The sequence below is a fragment of the Mammaliicoccus lentus genome, assembly GCF_947036595.1.
GTDB lineage: Bacteria > Bacillota > Bacilli > Staphylococcales > Staphylococcaceae > Mammaliicoccus > Mammaliicoccus lentus.
Genome location: NZ_OX344834.1, coordinates 2,713,878 through 2,732,741, shown reverse-complemented (window position 1 = coordinate 2,732,741; position 18,864 = coordinate 2,713,878). Strand labels below are relative to the sequence as shown.

At 33.5% G+C, this 18,864-nt stretch carries 19 protein-coding genes; 18 read left to right on the top strand and 1 reads right to left on the bottom strand.

Features of this window, described 5'->3' with window-relative positions; genetic code table 11:
* Window positions 1–10 precede the first annotated feature (10 nt).
* From ACNMOQ_RS13600 to rsmI, 3 genes are read left to right on the top strand one after another with little or no spacing between them, the layout of a single operon-like run.
* The gene (locus ACNMOQ_RS13600; RefSeq protein WP_064211592.1) at window positions 11–739 is read left to right on the top strand and encodes a tRNA1(Val) (adenine(37)-N6)-methyltransferase; all 729 of its coding nucleotides are present in this window, start codon (window positions 11–13) and stop codon (window positions 737–739) included.
* Complete coding sequence (locus ACNMOQ_RS13595) at window positions 732–980, top strand: GIY-YIG nuclease family protein (RefSeq protein ID WP_016999923.1); 249 nt, start codon at window positions 732–734, stop codon at window positions 978–980. The genes ACNMOQ_RS13600 and ACNMOQ_RS13595 overlap by 8 nt, the downstream gene beginning before the upstream one ends.
* A 1-nt stretch (window position 981) precedes the next feature.
* Window positions 982–1,824, top strand: a complete 843-nt coding sequence (rsmI, locus tag ACNMOQ_RS13590; protein WP_016999922.1) for a 16S rRNA (cytidine(1402)-2'-O)-methyltransferase — start codon at window positions 982–984, stop codon at window positions 1,822–1,824.
* 58 nt (window positions 1,825–1,882) lie between these two features.
* On the opposite strand, the gene ACNMOQ_RS13585 is transcribed toward rsmI, so the two are convergent.
* The gene (locus ACNMOQ_RS13585) at window positions 1,883–2,158 is read right to left on the bottom strand and encodes an AbrB/MazE/SpoVT family DNA-binding domain-containing protein (RefSeq protein WP_016999921.1); all 276 of its coding nucleotides are present in this window, start codon (window positions 2,156–2,158) and stop codon (window positions 1,883–1,885) included.
* Window positions 2,159–2,391: 233 nt separating this feature from the next.
* On the opposite strand from ACNMOQ_RS13585, the gene metG reads away from it, so the two are divergent.
* The 15 genes from metG (at window position 2,392) to ACNMOQ_RS13510 (ending at window position 18,863) form a co-directional block, all read left to right on the top strand.
* Complete coding sequence (metG, locus tag ACNMOQ_RS13580) at window positions 2,392–4,386, top strand: methionine--tRNA ligase (protein WP_016999920.1); 1,995 nt, start codon at window positions 2,392–2,394, stop codon at window positions 4,384–4,386.
* 21 nt (window positions 4,387–4,407) lie between these two features.
* Window positions 4,408–5,172 carry a TatD family hydrolase gene (locus tag ACNMOQ_RS13575; RefSeq protein WP_016999919.1) on the top strand — a complete coding sequence of 255 codons (765 nt, stop codon included), beginning with the start codon at window positions 4,408–4,410 and terminating at the stop codon, window positions 5,170–5,172.
* Window positions 5,173–5,226: 54 nt separating this feature from the next.
* Window positions 5,227–5,769, top strand: coding sequence for a ribonuclease M5 (rnmV, locus tag ACNMOQ_RS13570; protein WP_016999918.1), 543 nt, complete (start codon window positions 5,227–5,229; stop codon window positions 5,767–5,769).
* Between the two features lies 1 nt (window position 5,770).
* Complete coding sequence (gene rsmA / locus ACNMOQ_RS13565) at window positions 5,771–6,664, top strand: 16S rRNA (adenine(1518)-N(6)/adenine(1519)-N(6))-dimethyltransferase RsmA (protein ID WP_275044925.1); 894 nt, start codon at window positions 5,771–5,773, stop codon at window positions 6,662–6,664.
* Window positions 6,665–6,763: 99 nt separating this feature from the next.
* Window positions 6,764–7,027 (top strand): biofilm formation stimulator Veg, encoded by a 264-nt coding sequence (gene veg / locus ACNMOQ_RS13560; RefSeq protein ID WP_016999916.1) that lies wholly within the window; start codon window positions 6,764–6,766, stop codon window positions 7,025–7,027.
* Window positions 7,028–7,175: 148 nt separating this feature from the next.
* Complete coding sequence (ispE, locus tag ACNMOQ_RS13555) at window positions 7,176–8,024, top strand: 4-(cytidine 5'-diphospho)-2-C-methyl-D-erythritol kinase (RefSeq protein ID WP_064211595.1); 849 nt, start codon at window positions 7,176–7,178, stop codon at window positions 8,022–8,024.
* A 68-nt stretch (window positions 8,025–8,092) separates the two neighbouring features.
* Window positions 8,093–8,917 carry a pur operon repressor gene (gene purR, locus ACNMOQ_RS13550; protein WP_016999914.1) on the top strand — a complete coding sequence of 275 codons (825 nt, stop codon included), beginning with the start codon at window positions 8,093–8,095 and terminating at the stop codon, window positions 8,915–8,917.
* 19 nt (window positions 8,918–8,936) lie between these two features.
* Window positions 8,937–9,311 (top strand): RidA family protein, encoded by a 375-nt coding sequence (locus tag ACNMOQ_RS13545; RefSeq protein WP_016999913.1) that lies wholly within the window; start codon window positions 8,937–8,939, stop codon window positions 9,309–9,311.
* Window positions 9,312–9,370: 59 nt separating this feature from the next.
* The gene (gene spoVG / locus ACNMOQ_RS13540; protein WP_070045702.1) at window positions 9,371–9,700 is read left to right on the top strand and encodes a septation regulator SpoVG; all 330 of its coding nucleotides are present in this window, start codon (window positions 9,371–9,373) and stop codon (window positions 9,698–9,700) included.
* A gap of 300 nt (window positions 9,701–10,000) precedes the next feature.
* Entirely contained in the window at window positions 10,001–11,359 is a 1,359-nt protein-coding gene (gene glmU, locus ACNMOQ_RS13535) for a bifunctional UDP-N-acetylglucosamine diphosphorylase/glucosamine-1-phosphate N-acetyltransferase GlmU (RefSeq protein ID WP_416349999.1), read from the top strand.
* A gap of 47 nt (window positions 11,360–11,406) precedes the next feature.
* Window positions 11,407–12,369: a ribose-phosphate diphosphokinase gene (locus tag ACNMOQ_RS13530; protein WP_026023668.1), complete on the top strand. Its 963-nt coding sequence runs from the start codon at window positions 11,407–11,409 to the stop codon at window positions 12,367–12,369.
* Between the two features lie 132 nt (window positions 12,370–12,501).
* Window positions 12,502–13,140 carry a 50S ribosomal protein L25/general stress protein Ctc gene (locus ACNMOQ_RS13525; protein WP_016999908.1) on the top strand — a complete coding sequence of 213 codons (639 nt, stop codon included), beginning with the start codon at window positions 12,502–12,504 and terminating at the stop codon, window positions 13,138–13,140.
* Between the two features lie 146 nt (window positions 13,141–13,286).
* Complete coding sequence (pth, locus tag ACNMOQ_RS13520) at window positions 13,287–13,859, top strand: aminoacyl-tRNA hydrolase (protein WP_016999906.1); 573 nt, start codon at window positions 13,287–13,289, stop codon at window positions 13,857–13,859.
* Complete coding sequence (gene mfd / locus ACNMOQ_RS13515; protein ID WP_135022249.1) at window positions 13,856–17,365, top strand: transcription-repair coupling factor; 3,510 nt, start codon at window positions 13,856–13,858, stop codon at window positions 17,363–17,365. The genes pth and mfd overlap by 4 nt, the downstream gene beginning before the upstream one ends.
* Entirely contained in the window at window positions 17,352–18,863 is a 1,512-nt protein-coding gene (locus ACNMOQ_RS13510) for a polysaccharide biosynthesis protein (protein WP_416349998.1), read from the top strand. Before mfd ends, ACNMOQ_RS13510 begins: the two co-directional genes overlap by 14 nt.
* The last annotated feature ends 1 nt before the right edge of the window (window position 18,864 follow it).

The following is an 18,864-nucleotide window of genomic DNA, read 5'->3' as shown; positions in this document are numbered from 1 at the left end:
AGGTGATTTCGTGTTACATAAAGGTGAAAGATTAGATCAACTTTTAAGAGAAAAATTTGAAATTATTCAAAATGATGATGTGTTTTCCTTTTCTACTGACGCATTATTGTTAGGTGATTTCGTTCAAACAAGAAATAAGGATAAAGTGATGGATTTATGTTCTGGTAATGGTATTATCCCGTTACTTTTAGCTCATAAATCACTATCTGAAATTCAAGCAGTAGAAATTCAAGAAACATTGGTCGACATGGCTCAAAGAACAATTCAGCATAATCATTTACAAAATCAAATTTCGATAAAACAATTAGATTTAAATAAAGTAACAACTGAATATGCACCGTCGACCTTCGATGTTGTCACGGTTAACCCACCTTATTTTAAAGAAAATCAACAAATGAAACATCAAAAAGAAGCGCATAAAATAGCAAGGCATGAAGTTTATTGCACACTTGAGGATGTTGTAAGAGCAAGTAAACATTTACTCAAGCAAGGTGGTAAATTAATGATGGTTCATAGAGCAGAAAGACTGATGGATGTCTTAACGCACTTTAGACTTTTTAATATAGAACCAAAGAGATTAAGACTTGTATATAGTAGTCCTTCTAAAAAAGAAGCAGTAACGATATTGGTAGAAGGACGGAGCGGTGGGCAACCTGGTTTGAAAATTGAACAACCATTTTATATTTATAATACAAATGGTGAATATTCTGAAGAGATGAAGGAAGTCTATTATGGATAAACATTATACATATATATTAGAATGTAAAGATCAAACATTATATACTGGATACACTACTGATTTAGAACGCAGATTAAAGGTGCATAATGATGGTAAAGGTGCAAAATACACAAAAATAAGACGTCCCGTTAAACTTGTATACCATGAAGAGTTTGATAATAAATCAGAAGCATTAAAAAGAGAGTATGCCTTAAAACAATTGAGTAGAAAACAAAAGTTATTACTCATAAAGGAGGGATAGCATGTCAACTTTACATTTAGTAGGCACCCCAATAGGAAATTTAGAAGATATAACATATCGCGCCGTAAGAATTTTAAAAGAGTCAGATTATATTTTTTGTGAAGACACTCGTGTAACGTCAAAACTTTGCCAACACTATGAAATACACACACCATTAAAGTCTTATCACGAACATAATAAAGATAAAGCTTCAGAGCAGATTATTGATTATATGGAAGATGATAAACAAATTGCTTTAGTCTCTGATGCTGGTTGTCCTTGTATCAGTGATCCAGGTTATGAACTTGTAAACCAAGTTAGAGAAGCGGGATTCCTTGTGGAAACTATTCCTGGGCCAAATGCCGCTATAACAGCATTAATGACAAGTGGACTACCGTCATATAAATTTGTATTTTTAGGATTTTTACCAAGGCAGGCTAAAGATAAGCATGAAGTATTAGATAAATGGATGCATAGAGAATCGACAATGATGATTTATGAATCACCCTACCGTGTAAAACAAACATTAAAAGCTATATCTGAAATAGACTCAGAAAGAAAAATAGCAATTGGTAGAGAGTTGACTAAAAAGTTTGAACAAGTTGAAACAGGGTCGGTTGAAACAATTGAAAATATGTTAGAAGACGATTCTATACCACAAAAAGGTGAGTTTGTTATTCTTATAGAAGGTATAGATGAATCCAGTCAGACAGAACAATGGTGGAAAGAAATGGACTTAAAAGAACATGTTGATTCGTACATTAATGAACAAGATATGCGTTCTAAAGATGCTATTAAACAAGTCGCTTTAGATAGAAATATGAAAAAGAGAGATGTATATGAAGCATTTCATATAGATAATTAAAATAAGAGCCTGAGACAATTAATTATGTCCCAGACTCTTTGATACATATAGTAAGTAATTATTTAGATTTTTTTTCAATCTCATTCATTAATTGCTGAGCGCCTTCTTCGCTTAATACGATTTTACCATCTGCTAAAACAAAGTTTTCTTCAGAAACATCGCCAGTAACCTGACAAGTCATGTTAGGTGAATATTTCTTTAGAATAATTCTGTCATCATCAGTGTAAATCTCTAAAGCGTCTTTCTCAGCAATGTCTAATATGCGTCGTAACTCGATAGGAATTACTACACGGCCTAGTTCATCTACTTTACGAACGATTCCAGTTGATTTCATTTCTTTACCTCCGTTTAATAAAACCATAATTATCTAATTCGACATTCATTCGACAATTATATAAATAGTATACTAATACGTATTGAAGAAATTGTCAATAAAATAATAAATTGTATACACTTAATTATTCGACATTAAAACCACATTTGCGCGCTTTACCATAATAAGGAAATATTGAAAAAATGCTAAATTTTCGGTATATTATATAGATAAGATATTAGGAGGAAACGCTGATGACGAAAGAGACTTTTTACATTTCGACACCGATTTATTATCCGAGCGGGAATTTACACATAGGTCATGCTTACACAACGGTTGCCGGTGATGTAATAGCTAGATATAAACGGTTACAAGGATATGATGTTCATTACTTAACAGGTACAGATGAGCATGGACAAAAAATACAAGAGAAGGCTAAAGAAGCTGGATTATCAGAAATTGAATATTTAAATGGTATTGTCGAAAATATTCAAGCGTTATGGAAAAAATTAGACATTTCAAATGATGATTTTATTCGTACGACAGAAAAACGACACAAAGTGGTTGTTGAAAAAGTCTTTGAAAAATTATTAGCGCAGGGAGATATTTATTTAGGTGAATATGAAGGATGGTATTCAATACCAGATGAAACATACTACACTGAAACACAATTAGTAGATCCAGTTTATGAAGATGGAAAAATTGTTGGTGGTAAAAGCCCTGATTCAGGACATGAAGTCGAGCTAGTTAAAGAAGAAAGCTATTTCTTTAAATTAGATAAATATTCGGATAGATTATTAAAATTCTTTGATGAAAACCCAGACTTTATTATGCCTATTTCTCGTAAAAATGAAATGGTTAATAATTTCATCAAACCTGGTTTAGAAGATTTGGCCATCTCAAGAACAACTTTTGATTGGGGTATTAAAGTGCCTTCTAATCCTAAACACGTTGTTTATGTATGGATAGATGCATTAGTAAACTATATTTCAGCTTTAGGTTATTTAACTGATGATGATGAGCTGTTTAAAAAATACTGGCCAGCAGACGTTCATTTAATGGCTAAAGAAATTGTTAGGTTCCACGTTATTATATGGCCGATTTTATTAATGGCTTTAGATATACCTTTACCTAAGCGTGAATTTGCTCATGGTTGGATTTTAATGAAAGACGGTAAAATGAGTAAATCTAAAGGTAATGTTGTTGATCCTAACGTATTAATTGATAAATATGGCTTAGACGCTACAAGATATTACTTAATGAGAGAATTACCATTCGGTGCAGATGGTGTGTTTACGCCTGAGGCATTCGTAGAACGTACGAATTATGACTTAGCGAATGATTTAGGTAACCTAGTTAATCGTACAATTGCTATGGTAAATAAATACTTTAACGGTGTTCTACCTAAATATAAAGGTCAATTACATCCTCTAGATGAAGAAATGGAAAATATGGCTATTGATACAAAAAATAATTTCTATGAAGCAATGGAAAACATGCAATTCTCAGTTGCGTTGGCAGAAGTTTGGAAGCTTATTAGCCGTACGAATAAATACATCGATGAAACAACACCTTGGGTATTAGCTAAAGATGAAAATGAACGTGAAATGTTAGAAAACGTAATGATTCATTTAGTTGAAAATATTAGGTTTGCTGCAGTGTTATTACGTCCGTTCTTAACACATGCGCCTTATGAAATTTTCCGCCAATTAAACTTGGAAAAAGGAAAGTTAGATACGTTCGAAAGCATCGAAACTTATGGTGCTATTGATGAAGAAATTACAGTCATCTCCAAACCAGAACCTATTTTCCCAAGACTTGATGTTGAAGAAGAAGTAGCTTTCATTAAAAATTCAATGCAAGGTGGCACTACTCCTGAAGAAGAGCCAGAAGAAGAAAATAAAAAAGAAGAAAATCCTGGTAAACCTGAAATAACGATTGATCAATTCGATAAAGTGGAAATTAAAGCTGCAACAGTAACTGGAGCAGATTATGTAAAAAAATCCGATAAATTATTGAAAATCAAAGTAGATTTAGGTAACGAGAAAAGACAAATTGTTTCAGGTATTGCTGAATTTTATAAACCTGAAGATATAGTTGGTAAAAAAGTTGCAGTTGTAACGAATTTGAAACCAGTTAAATTACGTGGTGAATTATCTGAAGGTATGATACTTTCTGCCGAAAAAGATGGCACGCTTACTTTAGTAGGATTACCTAACGCAATTCAAAATGGTTCAATTATAAAGTAATGAATTGGAAGGAAGATATGAATGCTAATAGACACACATGTTCACTTGAACGCTGATCAATACGATGATGACTTACAAGAAGTAATCGATAGAGCGCTATCTGAAGGTATCGATAGAATGTTTGTCGTTGGTTTTGATACAAAAACAATAGAGAGAACAATGAAACTCATCGATCAATACGACTTTATTTATGGTATTATCGGCTGGCATCCAGTCGATGCAATCGACTGTACAGATGAACGTTTAGAATGGATAGAGTCATTATCTAAACATCCTAAAATTATTGGAATAGGTGAAATGGGATTAGACTACCATTGGGATAAGTCACCAAAAGATATCCAAAAAGATGTGTTTAGAAAGCAAATCGCATTAGCTAAACGAGTTCAATTACCAATCATTATTCATAATAGAGAAGCAACACAAGATTGTGTAGATATTTTGAAAGAAGAAAACGCTAGTGAAGTTGGTGGTATTATGCATAGCTTTAGTGGTTCTAATGAAATAGCTGACGAAATTTTAAAAATGAATTTCTATGTTTCGTTAGGTGGCCCAGTGACTTTTAAAAATGCTAAACAACCTAAGGAAGTAGCTAAGCATGTTCCGTTAGATAGATTATTAGTAGAAACAGATGCGCCATTCTTATCACCTCACCCATATAGAGGGAAAAGAAATGAGCCTGCTCGTGTAAAACTTGTTGCCGAACAAATTGCGGAGTTACGTGGTCTCACGTATGAGGAAGTTTGTGAAGCAACTACCGAAAACGCTGAAAGATTATTTAAATTATAAAATAAGATGCCCCAAAACGGTTGTTTTGGGGCATCTTTAAAGAAGGTAAACTTTATGAAAATAAATGAATTTGTGGTAGTAGAAGGTAGAGATGATACGGTCAATGTTAAACGTGCCGTGGATTGCGATACTATAGAGACAAATGGTTCTGCTGTTTCTAAAGAGATTTTGGAGGTCATTAAGCAAGCACATGAAAAACGTGGTGTTATTGTACTTACTGACCCTGATTTCCCGGGTGATAAAATTCGAAATACGATTAAGCAATATGTTCCAAGTGTTAAACATGCTTTTATCCCAAGAGACAAAGCTAAAAACAAAAGAGGTAAAATAGGTGTAGAACATGCGTCGGTTGAAACGGTGAAAGAAGCGTTAACTAATGTAAGTTCACCATTAGAAGCTGATGTAGAAACAATTGATAAAGCTGTATTAATTGATTTGGGATTAATTATAGGGCCAGAAGCAAGAAGAAAAAGAGAAAAACTATGTAGTAAGTTGAATATTGGACACTCGAATGGTAAACAATTATTAAACAAACTCAATGCTTTCGGTTATACTGAAAAAGATGTAAAAGAAGCGCTTGGATATAAAGAGGAGTGACATAATGAACGAAAAAGATATCGCAACACCTAAACGCACAAAAGCGTTGTTAGACCAATATGGCTTTAAATTCAAAAAAAGTCTAGGTCAAAACTTTTTAATTGATACAAATATCATCCAAAAAATCATTTCAGCGAGTGACATTGACGAAAATACAGGTGTTATTGAAGTTGGGCCAGGTATGGGTTCATTAACTGAGCAATTAGCAAGAGTAGCTAAAAAAGTTCTAGCCTTTGAAATTGATCAAAGATTAATACCTGTATTAGAAGATACGTTGAATCCATATTCAAATGTAACGATTGTAAATGAAGATATATTAAAAGCCAATGTACAAAAAGAAATTGATCAACATTTAAAAGACTGTGACAAGATTATGTTAGTTGCCAATTTGCCGTATTATATTACTACGCCTATATTGATGAATTTATTAGAAAATGATTTGCCAATTGATGGCTTCGTTGTCATGATGCAAAAAGAAGTGGGCGAAAGATTAAATGCTAAAGTAGGCAGCAAAAGTTATGGTTCATTATCTATTGCATGTCAATACTATACTGAAACTGAACGTGTTTTAGTAGTCCCTAAGACCGTCTTCATGCCGCCACCGAACGTTGATTCAATTGTAATAAAACTTACAAAACGGACTAAACCAGTTGTAGAAGTCGACGATGAACAAAAGTTATTTAAATTAACAAAAGGTGCATTTACACAAAGAAGAAAGACTATTTTAAATAACTATATTAGTACAATCAAGGATGGCAAAGTGCATAAAGATGAAATTATTGAATGGTTAAACGAATCAAACATAGACCCTAAAAGGCGCGGGGAAACGCTAACAATACATGATTATGCACATCTTTGTAACAATTTGAAAAAATACCCTAATTTATCTGTATAAATATATTGACAACGGCCTCTCAAATTGATAAAATTTAAATTTTATTTGACAAAATCTTGCTATCATAGTATAATATTCTATATAGCGAGGTGGGTCAATATGCCGAAGACTTTAGTAGACATCAAAAAAATATTGGATTGTCAATTAGGAAATCGTATTGTACTTAAAGCTAATGGAGGACGTAAGAAGTTAATTGAGCGCAGTGGTGTGCTTAAGGAAACGTATCCATCAGTTTTCGTGGTCGAATTAGATCAAGAGAAACATAATTTTGAGCGTGTATCTTATACATACACTGATGTATTAACTGAGAATGTCCAAGTAACTTTTATGAATGAACATAAAGAAGAATTTATTGTTCAATAATCATAAAGTTCACAATAAAAAACTCTACGCGATATGACTGTGATATGGCGTAGAGTTTTTTTGTTGCAAAAAAATAGGATAAAGCTCATACTTTCTAACATTTATTTATGGTAAAATCATAATAATAAGTTTTAGAAAGGGCAAGTATATGATTTATGAGACAGCACCAGCAAAAATTAATTTAACACTAGATACTTTATACAAACGTGATGATGGTTATCACGAGGTGGAAATGATTATGACAACCGTTGACCTAAATGATAGACTGTCTTTTGAAAAAAGAGAAGATGGTGAAATTGTCATCGATGTAGAGCATAATTTTGTTCCAAGTGATCATAGAAATTTAGCTTATAAAGCTGCAAAATTAATGAAGGACAAATACAACATAAAAGACGGTGTGACGATTTCTTTAGAAAAAAGCATTCCTATTTCAGCTGGTTTAGCAGGTGGCTCTAGTGATGCTGCTGCTACTTTTAGAGGTTTGAATAAACTTTGGGGGATCAATGACTCGTTAGAAGCATTGAGTGATTTATCAGCGGAAATTGGGTCGGATATTTCTTTTTGTATCTATGGAAAAACGGCGTTATGTCGTGGTAGGGGAGAGCAATTAACGCATTTACCTAAACCACCATCAGCTTGGGTTATCATAGCCAAGCCAGACATCGGCGTCTCTACACCCGAAATTTATGGCGCTTTAACTTTAGAAGAGACATCTAAAGTTTTAACGAAAGAATGCCAGCAAGCTTTAATAGACGGTGATTATGAACGTTTATGTAAGTCGTTAGGTAATAGCCTTGAGAGTGTTACTATGGGACTATACCCAGAGGTTGAAAAGCTGAAAAACACTATGACAAATACAGGTGTGGATGCAGCATTAATGAGCGGAAGCGGTCCGACTGTTTATGGCTTTGTTCAAAAGGAAAGGCAGGCTAAGCAAGTCTATAATGCTCTGAAAGGATGCTGCAAAGATGTATTCATTGTGAGATTACTTGGATAGCTTTGTTAAAACCGTACGATTATAGTATAATTGTGGCAAAAATACGGATAGAGAATGGAGTTTTATAAATGAGGTTTAAACGAAGTGAGAGAATCGTTTATATGACACAGTATTTATTGAAACATCCTAATGAGTTAGTGCCGTTAACTTACTTTGTGAATCATTTTGGACAAGCAAAGTCTTCTATAAGTGAAGACATACAAATCATTAAAGAAACTTTTCAAGCAGAAGGTTTAGGGATTATTGAAACTACTGCAGGTGCTAGCGGCGGTGTAACTTACCGACCGAAAATGTACAAGAAAGAAGCGATTGAATTAATTGAAGATTTGTGTGAATTGCTTAAAGAGAGAGAAAGATTATTACCAGGCGGCTATTTATTTATGTCAGATCTTGTTGGTAACCCTAAACTTTTAAACCAAGTTGGGGAACTTATCGCAACGATGTACATGGATGAAGAACTTGATGCGGTTGTTACAATTGCAACTAAAGGGATATCGTTAGCTAATGCAGTAGCGAAAGTGCTCAATTTACCTGTTGTGGTAATTAGAAAAGATAATAAAGTAACAGAAGGATCAACGGTTTCAATTAACTATGTATCAGGATCTTCAAGAAAAATTGAAACAATGGTTTTATCTAAACGAACATTGCCTGAATATTCAAATGTATTAATAGTTGACGACTTTATGAGAGCAGGTGGCTCAATCAATGGTGTTATCAATTTGATGAATGAGTTTAAAGCAACTGTAAAAGGGGTATCAGTACTTGTAGAATCAAAAGAAGTTAAACATCGTTTGGTTGAAGATTATACATCTTTAGTGAGATTGTCGAATGTAGACGAATACAACCAACAATTTTCAGTAGAAGAAGGCAACTGTTTAAAAAGATTTAATTAAGAAGAGAGGGTTAATCATCATGAAAAGTATAAACGCAACAAACGCTCCAGAAGCATTAGGACCATACTGCCACGCTGTAGTGGTAGATAATCTAGTATTTACTTCGGGGCAAATACCGTTAAATCAAAAAGGCGAAATTGTATCAGATGATGTAAAAGTGCAGACTGAACAAGTCATCGAAAACTTAAAAAAAGTACTTGAAGAAAGTGGCGCTTCTTTAAATAATGTCGTGAAATCTATGATCTTTATTAAAGATATGAATGATTTTCAAGATATTAACTCCGTATATGGACAATATTTCAATGAACATTTGCCTGCTAGAAGTTGTGTTGAGGTTGCGCGCCTACCTAAAGATGTTAAAGTTGAGATTGAAATGATCGCAAAAATACAATAATATTCTTCAATTTAAATGATGCTGCTACTTAAAAAAGACAAACAGGGGGCACACAAGTCATGAAGGTAACAGATGTGAGATTAAGAAAAATCCAAACAGATGGAAGAATGAAAGCTTTAGTTTCTATTACATTAGACGATGCTTTTGTTGTTCACGATTTAAGAGTAATTGAAGGGAATTCAGGTTTATTTGTAGCTATGCCAAGTAAACGTACACCCGACGGAGAGTTCCGGGATATTGCTCACCCTATTAACTCTGAAATGAGACAAGAAATTCAAGAAGCAGTCATGAAAGTTTATGATGAAACTGATGAAGTAATCATTCCGAAATCTGCTAAAGATGACGATTCTGAATCAGAAAATCAAAATGAAGATGAAAATGAAGAATAAAAATTGGAATAGGCATACGCAAAGCTTGTGTCTGAAATAATACAGGAGAAATTCTTAGTTTGATAAGAGTTTTTCCTGTTTTTTTATACAATTATTCAACAACGGTTAATTAATGATGAATAAAAATACTATTCATTAAATTTTTATTTAATGCGTTAATGCTTTGCCTTTACTATGTATCATGAATATTAAAGACGATTATTTTGTGAAATAATTTCTATGTTTAATAACTCTTTCTTGATAGTCGTACACAAATTAAATTATAATAAGATAAAGTGCGTTTAAATGGAGGTTTTTCAAATGCGAAAACATGCAGTCATATTAGCGGCTGGTAAAGGAACAAGGATGAAATCTAAACTCTATAAGGTGCTACATCCTGTTGCTGGAGAAGCCATGGTTCAACATGTTATAGATAGCGTGAAGAATGCGGGTGTTGAGACTGTTGTTACAGTTGTTGGACACGGTGCTGAAGTAGTAAAAGAAACACTTGGCGATTCATCGCAGTTTGTACATCAAGAAGAACAACTAGGGACTGCACATGCAGTTAATACAGCTAAGGAATTATTGAATGACAAAAAAGGTACAACAATCGTTGTATGTGGGGACACACCACTTATTACTGAAGATACAATTAGCTCATTAATAGCGTTTCATGAATCAGAAAATGCAAAGGCTACAGTATTATCTGCAAAGGTGAATAATCCATTTGGCTATGGCAGAATTGTTCGAAATGAACAAGGTGACGTCTTAGAAATTGTTGAGCAAAAAGATGCTTCAGAAGAGCAAAATGCAATAAATGAAATTAGTTCAGGAATCTTTGCTTTTGATAATGAAAAGTTATTCCAAACTTTAGAAGAAGTTAAAAACGATAATGCTCAAGGTGAATACTATTTACCTGATGTTATAAGCATTTTAAAAGCACAAAATGAAAAAATATCTGCTTATGTTACGGAAGACGTAGATGAAATCATGGGTGTTAATGATAGAGTCCAATTATCACAAGCAGAACAAAAAATGAAAGAACGTATTAATTTGAGACATATGATAAATGGTGTTTCCATCATCGATCCAGCTACTACATATATTGGGAAAAAAGTTACAATAGGTGAAGATACGGTAGTTGAACCAGGTGCAAGAATCGGTGGTAACACTGTAATAGGAAAAAATGTTACGATTGGCATGAATTCTGATATCAAAAATAGTACAATTGAAGATGATGCCACAATTAAACAATCTGTCATTACAGATTCATTTGTTGGTAAAACCTCTACAGTTGGACCGTTCGCTCAATTAAGACCGGGAACAGAACTAGGAAAAGAAACGAAAATTGGTAATTTTGTAGAGGTTAAAAAATCCGTGTTGAAAGATGGCGCTAAAGTATCTCACTTAAGTTATATTGGTGATGCTGAAGTCGGCGCAAGAACAAATATTGGCTGTGGTTCAATCACTGTTAATTATGACGGAATAAACAAATTCCAAACTAAAATAGGAGATGATGCATTTATTGGATGTAATTCAAATCTAGTTGCACCAGTAGAAGTTGGCGAAGGAGCATTTATAGCTGCAGGTTCAACCATCACAGATAATGTGCCAGATGAAAGCTTAGCACTAGGTCGTGCAAGACAGACTACAAAAGAAGGATACTATAAAACGAAATAAAAGGAGCCGTCAAAAAAATGAGTCAAAATGATATCGGAGGAACAAAAATGTTGCATACTGAATATAAGAATTCGTCATTAAAAATATTTTCACTAGAAGGTAACCAACCTTTAGCCCAAGAAGTTGCAAATTTAGTAGGTATTCCATTAGGTAAGTCTACAGTAAAAAGGTTTGCTGATGGCGAAGTGCAAATTAATATCGAAGAAAGTATCCGTGGTTGTGATGTGTTCATCATTCAACCTACTTCATATCCAGTAAATGAACATTTAATGGAATTGTTAATTATGATAGATGCATGTAAACGAGCATCAGCTGCTAATATTAATATCGTTATGCCTTATTATGGTTATGCAAGACAAGACCGTAAAGCGAGAAGTCGTGAGCCTATTACTGCTAAATTAGTAGCAAATATTATTGAAAAAGCTGGCGCGAGCAGAATGATCGCGTTAGACTTACACGCTCCTCAAATTCAAGGATTCTTTGATATACCTATTGATCATTTAATGGGTGTTCCAATTTTATCTAATTATTTCTTAGAAAAAGGATTAGACCCTGACAATACTGTTGTTGTATCACCTGATCATGGTGGTGTTACAAGAGCGCGTAAAATGGCGGATCGTTTAAAAACGCCAATTGCTATTATTGATAAGCGTCGTCCGAAACCTAACGTAGCAGAAGTTATGAACATTGTTGGAGACATAGATGGTAAAACAGCAATCATCATCGATGACATCATTGACACTGCGGGCACTATTACTTTAGCAGCAGATGCTTTAGTTAAAAAAGGTGCAAAAGAAGTTTATGCATGTTGTACACACCCTGTTTTATCTGGGCCAGCACGTGAACGCATTGAAAATTCAAGAATTAAAGAATTAGTTGTTACAAACTCTATTCAATTGCCAGAAGATAGAAAACCTTCAAATGTTAAAGAATTATCAGTAGCAGAATTATTAGCTCAAGCAATTGTTCGAGTATATGAACAAGAATCAGTTAGTGTGCTATTTGATTAATTGTCATTAATCGTGTATAATAACAAACGGTTCATTTTTAAATGAACTAAATAACCACTTACAAGCAACGATTTATGTTGATGGGTAAGTGTAGGAGCGCTTAATGCGCATGAATGAAAGGTGGAAAAGATAATGGCTTCATTAAAGTCAGTTATCCGTCAAGGTAAACAAACTCGTTCTAGTTTACGTAAACTAAGAGCATCAGGTATTATCCCAGCAGTTGTATATGGTTATGGTGCTAAAAATACATCTGTTAAAGTTGATGAGGTTGAATTCATCAAAACTATCCGTGAAGTTGGACGTAACGGAGTTATTGAATTAGGTGTTGGTTCTAAATCAATTAAAGTTATGGTTTCTGATTACCAATATGATTCACTTAAAAACCAAATCACTCATGTTGACTTCTTAGCAATTAACATGAAACAAGAATTAACTGTTGATGTACCTGTAGTATTAGTAGGTGAAGCAGTTGGTGCTTCTGAAGGTGGCGTAGTTCAACAACCATTATTCGACTTACAAGTAACAACTACTCCAGACGCTATTCCTGAACATATCGAAGTTGATATTAGTGAATTAGCTATCGGTGATAGTTACTTAGTAGGAGACTTAGATGCAACTGATAAATATGCTATCGAAAACGATAAAGAAGAAGCAGTTGTAACTGTAGTACCTCCAACTGAAGAACCAGCTGAAGATGCTGAAGAAACTGCAGCTGAAGATGCTGATGCAGTATCACAAGAAGCTGAAAAAGAAGAAAAAGAAGAAGAATAATTCTTTAATCTTTTAAAAGGAGTCTGGGACATATCAATGTCTCAGACTCTTTTTTGTCTAATTTTATAATGATATAAGTATAGTTAGATGAAAACTAACGTAAAAATGCTATAATAAATACTTAGTATTAATATGGAGGTTACAACATGAAATGTATTGTTGGACTTGGAAATATAGGTAAGAAATTTGACGGAACTCGTCATAATATAGGTTTTGAAGTAGTTGATGAATTGATTGATCGTCATCAATTACAATTAGATAAACAAAAATTTAAAGGTGCCTATACTATCGGATTAATAAATGGTGAAAAGGTTATGCTTATTGAACCGATGACATTCATGAATTTATCTGGTGAGGCAGTAAGGCCACTAATGGATTATTATAATATTGATATTGAAGATTTACTTGTTCTATATGACGATTTAGATCAGCCACAAGGTCATTTGAGACTGCGCCAAAAAGGCAGTGCTGGCGGTCATAACGGGATGAAGTCTTTAATACAACATTTAGGAACAGATAAATTTAATAGAGTACGAATTGGTATAGATCGTCCGACTAACGGTATGAGTGTTCCGAGTTATGTTCTACAAAAATTCTCTGAAGATGAAATGATAACTATGAAAAAGGTAATAGAACGGGCAGCAGATGCTTGTGAAAGTATAATTAAAGGTGAAACATTTCCTAATGTTATGAATCAGTTTAACGGTGAAGTAGAATGAGACATGTCATTCATGAAATTATACAAAAAGATGAGCGATTTCAAGATTTAGAACGTATTTTTGGAGAAAAAAACATACTCGTTACCGGTTTGAATCAATCTAGTAAAGCATTGCTTATTCTAGAACAATATTTGAAACACGATAAACAATTAGTCATTGTGACAAATAATTTATACCAAGCGGATAAATTAGAAGCAGACATACTGCAATTATTACCGCCTGAAGAAGTATTTAAATTTCCTGTACAAGATATTATGATTGAAGCATTTTCAACACAAAGCCCAGACTTAATGAGTGAGCGTGTTAGAACTCTAACCCATCTTGCTCAAAGTAAGAAAGGGTTATTTATCGTGCCAATAAATGGCTTGAAGAAACAACTCACACCTCCGTCCATTTGGAAAGATCATTATAAATCTATAAAAATAGGTGATGATATAGAGTTAGAAGAATGGGCTAAGCAATTAGTTGATATGGGATACAAGAGACAGTCCCTAGTTTCAGCGATTGGTGAATTCTCAATTCGAGGTGGCTTAATCGATATATACCCTGTTATTGGAGACCCTGTACGTATTGAGTTGTTTGATACAGAAGTAGATGGTATGAGAGTCTTTGATGTTGAAACGCAGCGTTCTTTACAAAATGTAGAAGAAGTTGAAATAACAAGTGCAAGTGATTATATTTTCACTTCAGAACAAATCAATAGATTATCAGAACGTATGGAAGAATCATATGAGCAAACGCGTGAAAAACTACCGAAAGAAATTCGTCCTGATTTGAAAGACACTTATCAAAATATTTTAATGCAAGATGATGAATTAAAAGATCATCAGATTTTAAGACGAGTTATTGCATTTATGTATGATGAGGTATCTACATTTGTAGATTATTTAGCAGAAGACGCTCTTATTGTAGTAGATGAATATAATAGAATTAAAGACACCGAAAACTCATTAGATGTAGAAATTGAAGAATTCACGCAATCTTTAATTGAATCTGGGCAAGGGTTTATAGGACAACGCTTTATTGTAGAATCAGCGTTTACTGATTTGTTGAATAAACATAAAATTTCTTATTTTACTTTATTTACAGCAAGCATGCCTGTAGAGATAGAGGAAATGGTCAAGTTTTCATGTAAACCAGTGCAACGTTTTTATGGACAATATGATATTATGCAGTCTGAATTTGATCGCTATATGAAACAAGGATTCACTGTTGTTTTATTGGCAGAATCAGAAACACGCAAAACGAGAATTCAAAGTATGCTCAGCGACATGAAGATACCAACTGTAATAGATCGTATAGAACATATCGATAATAGTGGTCAAGCAGTTGTTACAGATGGCGCATTATCTGAAGGATTTGAATTGCCGTACATGAAATTAGTTGTTGTGACTGAAAAAGAACTCTTCAAAGCACGCGAACGTAAACAATCTAAAAGAAGACAAAAACTGTCGAATGCAGAGAAAATTAAGTCTTATCAAGAGTTAAATGTCGGAGATTACGTTGTTCATGTACATCACGGTGTAGGTAAATATTTAGGTGTTGAAACATTAGAAGTTTCAGGCATACACAAAGACTATATTAAAATTCAGTACAAAGGAACAGACCAATTATTTGTACCTGTTGATCAAATGAACGATGTTCAAAAGTTTGTTGGCTCAGATGATAAAGAGCCTAAAGTTAATAAATTAGGCGGAACAGAATGGAAAAAAACAAAGGCTAAAGTTCAAAAAAATGTTGAAGATATTGCTGATGAATTATTAAAACTTTATCAAGAACGTGAGCAAGTGGAAGGCTATCAATATGGACCTGATTCTGAAGAACAAATGACATTTGAAATGGACTTTCCTTATGAACCAACACCAGATCAAATTACTTCATTAGAAGAAATCAAAGGTGATATGGAAAAACTTAGACCTATGGACCGCTTACTTTGTGGAGATGTTGGTTACGGTAAAACTGAAGTTGCGATTAGAGCAGCTTTCAAAGCTGTGTTAGAAGGTAAACAAGTAGCAGTCTTAGTACCTACAACTATCTTGGCTCAACAACACTTTGAAACTTTTAGAGAGAGAATGCAAGAATATCCTGTCGAAATTCAAATGATGAGTCGTTTTAGAACGCCTAAACAAGTAAAAGAAACAAAAGAAGGTATTAAAAAAGGTTTTGTAGACATCGTAGTTGGTACTCATAAATTACTAAGTAAAGATGTAGAATATAAAGATTTAGGTTTATTAATTGTCGATGAGGAACAACGATTTGGTGTTAAACATAAAGAAAGAATTAAGGCATTAAAAACTAATGTTGATGTATTAACACTAACAGCTACACCAATACCAAGAACCCTTCATATGAGCTTGTTAGGTGTAAGAGATTTATCTGTTATAGAGACGCCACCTGAGAATAGATTCCCAGTACAAACTTATGTATTAGAACAGAATATGAATTTTGTAAAAGAGGCATTAGAAAGAGAGTTGTCTCGAGGTGGACAGGCATTCTATTTATATAATAGGGTTCAATCGATTTACCAAAAGAGTGAGCAGTTATCGATGCTTATGCCTAATGCAAGAATAGGTGTAGCTCATGGTCAAATGACGGAACGTGAGTTAGAAGAGACTATGCTTAATTTTGTTGACGGTGAATATGATATTTTAGTAACTACGACAATTATAGAGACGGGCGTAGATGTTCCTAACGCTAACACTTTGATTATTGAAGATGCGAATCGATTTGGGTTAAGCCAACTTTATCAATTAAGAGGGCGCGTTGGACGTTCTAGTAGAATAGGTTATGCTTACTTCTTACACGAACAAAATAAAGTACTGACAGAAGTTGCTGAACAAAGGTTACAAGCAATTAAAGAATTTACAGAATTAGGTAGCGGGTTTAAAATTGCAATGAGAGACTTGAATATAAGAGGTGCAGGTAACCTGTTAGGAAGTCAGCAATCAGGATTTATAGATTCTGTTGGTTATGACTTATATTCTCAAATGTTAGAAGAAGCGGTCAATGTTAAACGTGGTATAGAGCCTGAATCAGAAGGACCACAATTAGAAGTTGATGTTAAAGTTGACGCTTATATACCTGCAGAATATATCAAAAATGAACAAGCAAAAATTGAAATGTATAAAAAGATGAGAAGTATTACTACTGTTTCCCAGTTAGAAGACTTGCAAGATGAACTAATTGATCGCTTTGGTGAATATCCTGTAGAAGTGGAACGATTACTAGATGTTGTAAGAATTAGATTAAATGGTATTTTATTTGGAATTACCGAGATTAAAGAAACAGGAAATACAATTCAATTAACAACCTCAGAATATACAACAAACCACTTGAAAGGTGACGTATTATTTAAAGTTACAGAACCACTAGGTAGAAAGCTTAGAATAGCTGTTGCGGATAATCAAATGGTGTTTAAGTTACAAAAAACAAAACAGTGGCTTGATGATTTGAAGTTCTTAACAGAAGTTATTAATGAGAGTTTGGTGGATGATGACGCAATCTAAACCGATTTTTAATAGTGTGTTACTCTTAACTATTACTATGGTAATCGTTAAGTCATTAAGTGCAATTTATAGAGTACCTTATCAAAATATATTAGGCGATGAAGGTTTATATGCTTATCAACAAGTTTACCCATTAGTCGCGATTGTGAGTGTAGTAAGTTTAAATGCTTTACCTAGCGTAATGAGCAGTTGGATGATTAAACGACCTCAAACTACTATTTCAGCATTATTTTGGTGGTTACAAAGTATTTGTCTAACCATCAGTATAGGGGTGTTAATTTTTGCACCTACTATAAGTAGTTGGATGGGTGACGTACAACTAACACCTATGATTCGCATGGCTAGTATTGCCTTAATACCACTCGTGTTTATTTCGATGGTACGAGGATATTATCAAATGAAACACCAAATGAATACTATTGCGATATCACAAGTAATTGATCAAGTATTAAGAGTGATTGTAATATTTATTGCTATTTCTGTATTTATGTACATGGATGTTTCAATTTACCAAGCTGGAACAATTGCAATAAGTGGTTCAGTTATTGGGCTTTTTAGCATTGTTTTATATTTTTATTTGAAAAGAAAGCCAAACATTCATTTTTCCTGGGAAATAAATTTTAATGATTTAAAAGATGTCATTATTATGACTGTATTATATGCCATATCTTATTTGATTCTTATATTGTGGCAATTAGTGGATTCATTTACATTAATCCATTTACTACAAGATACTGGCTATACATTTCAGGAAAGCATAAAAGTGAAAGGTATATTTGATAGAGGGGCTTCGCTCATTCAAATGGGGCTGATTATTACGACTACATTTAGTTTTGTACTCATTCCACTCCTTACGGAAGAGTTACAGAAGAAAAATCATCATTTAGTTAATGAATATGCTAACACGTCACTCAAAATAACAGTACTTTTCAGTATGGCTGCAGCAATAGGTTTAATAAATCTCTTGCCTTTACTAAATACGGTATTCTTTAAGACGAACGAATTAGTAGGCACATTAAGTGTATTTATGCTTTCAGTTGTATTTGTCACATTTATTATTATGTATACAGCGTTATTACAAGTTAAAGCTAGACGGTCAGTATTACTCATTGCACTTATAATAGGATTACTATTTAAAAGCATAGGAAACTATGTATTTGTGATGCGATTTGGAATATTTGGGGCCAGTTTGGCTACTGTAATATCTTTGGGTATTTATGCATTAACATTGCATATCATCGTCATGAAATTATATCGATTTCAAAACATGGGATTATTTATTGCTAAAGTAATCTTCACGCTAACTATAATGTCTGGATTAGTACAAATAGTGCTAAGTATTCCTACTCAATCAAGACTATCAAGTTTGTTAGTCCTCGTTTTAGCGGGTATTGTTGGAGTTATTATTGTGTTATTAGGTATAATTAAATTGAAAATATTAAAAAGAGAAGAGTGTCAACATTTACCTTTAATGGATAAATTGATGAAGGAGAAGTAAA

Excerpts from the sequence above, each read along its gene's own strand:
- spoVG (WP_070045702.1), top strand. The coding sequence starts at position 9,371 with ATGAAGGTAACAGATGTGAGATTAAGAAAAATCCAAACAGATGGAAGA.
- rnmV (WP_016999918.1), top strand. The coding sequence starts at position 5,227 with ATGAAAATAAATGAATTTGTGGTAGTAGAAGGTAGAGATGATACGGTC.
- ACNMOQ_RS13595 (WP_016999923.1), top strand. The coding sequence starts at position 732 with ATGGATAAACATTATACATATATATTAGAATGTAAAGATCAAACATTA.
- ACNMOQ_RS13530 (WP_026023668.1), top strand. The coding sequence starts at position 11,407 with ATGTTGCATACTGAATATAAGAATTCGTCATTAAAAATATTTTCACTA.
- ispE (WP_064211595.1), top strand. The coding sequence starts at position 7,176 with ATGATTTATGAGACAGCACCAGCAAAAATTAATTTAACACTAGATACT.
- rsmI (WP_016999922.1), top strand. The coding sequence starts at position 982 with ATGTCAACTTTACATTTAGTAGGCACCCCAATAGGAAATTTAGAAGAT.
- pth (WP_016999906.1), top strand. The coding sequence starts at position 13,287 with ATGAAATGTATTGTTGGACTTGGAAATATAGGTAAGAAATTTGACGGA.
- ACNMOQ_RS13575 (WP_016999919.1), top strand. The coding sequence starts at position 4,408 with ATGCTAATAGACACACATGTTCACTTGAACGCTGATCAATACGATGAT.
- ACNMOQ_RS13585 (WP_016999921.1), bottom strand. The coding sequence starts at position 2,158 with ATGAAATCAACTGGAATCGTTCGTAAAGTAGATGAACTAGGCCGTGTA.
- ACNMOQ_RS13510 (WP_416349998.1), top strand. The coding sequence starts at position 17,352 with ATGACGCAATCTAAACCGATTTTTAATAGTGTGTTACTCTTAACTATT.
- veg (WP_016999916.1), top strand. The coding sequence starts at position 6,764 with ATGCCGAAGACTTTAGTAGACATCAAAAAAATATTGGATTGTCAATTA.
- ACNMOQ_RS13525 (WP_016999908.1), top strand. The coding sequence starts at position 12,502 with ATGGCTTCATTAAAGTCAGTTATCCGTCAAGGTAAACAAACTCGTTCT.
- purR (WP_016999914.1), top strand. The coding sequence starts at position 8,093 with ATGAGGTTTAAACGAAGTGAGAGAATCGTTTATATGACACAGTATTTA.
- metG (WP_016999920.1), top strand. The coding sequence starts at position 2,392 with ATGACGAAAGAGACTTTTTACATTTCGACACCGATTTATTATCCGAGC.
- ACNMOQ_RS13545 (WP_016999913.1), top strand. The coding sequence starts at position 8,937 with ATGAAAAGTATAAACGCAACAAACGCTCCAGAAGCATTAGGACCATAC.
- mfd (WP_135022249.1), top strand. The coding sequence starts at position 13,856 with ATGAGACATGTCATTCATGAAATTATACAAAAAGATGAGCGATTTCAA.
- glmU (WP_416349999.1), top strand. The coding sequence starts at position 10,001 with ATGCGAAAACATGCAGTCATATTAGCGGCTGGTAAAGGAACAAGGATG.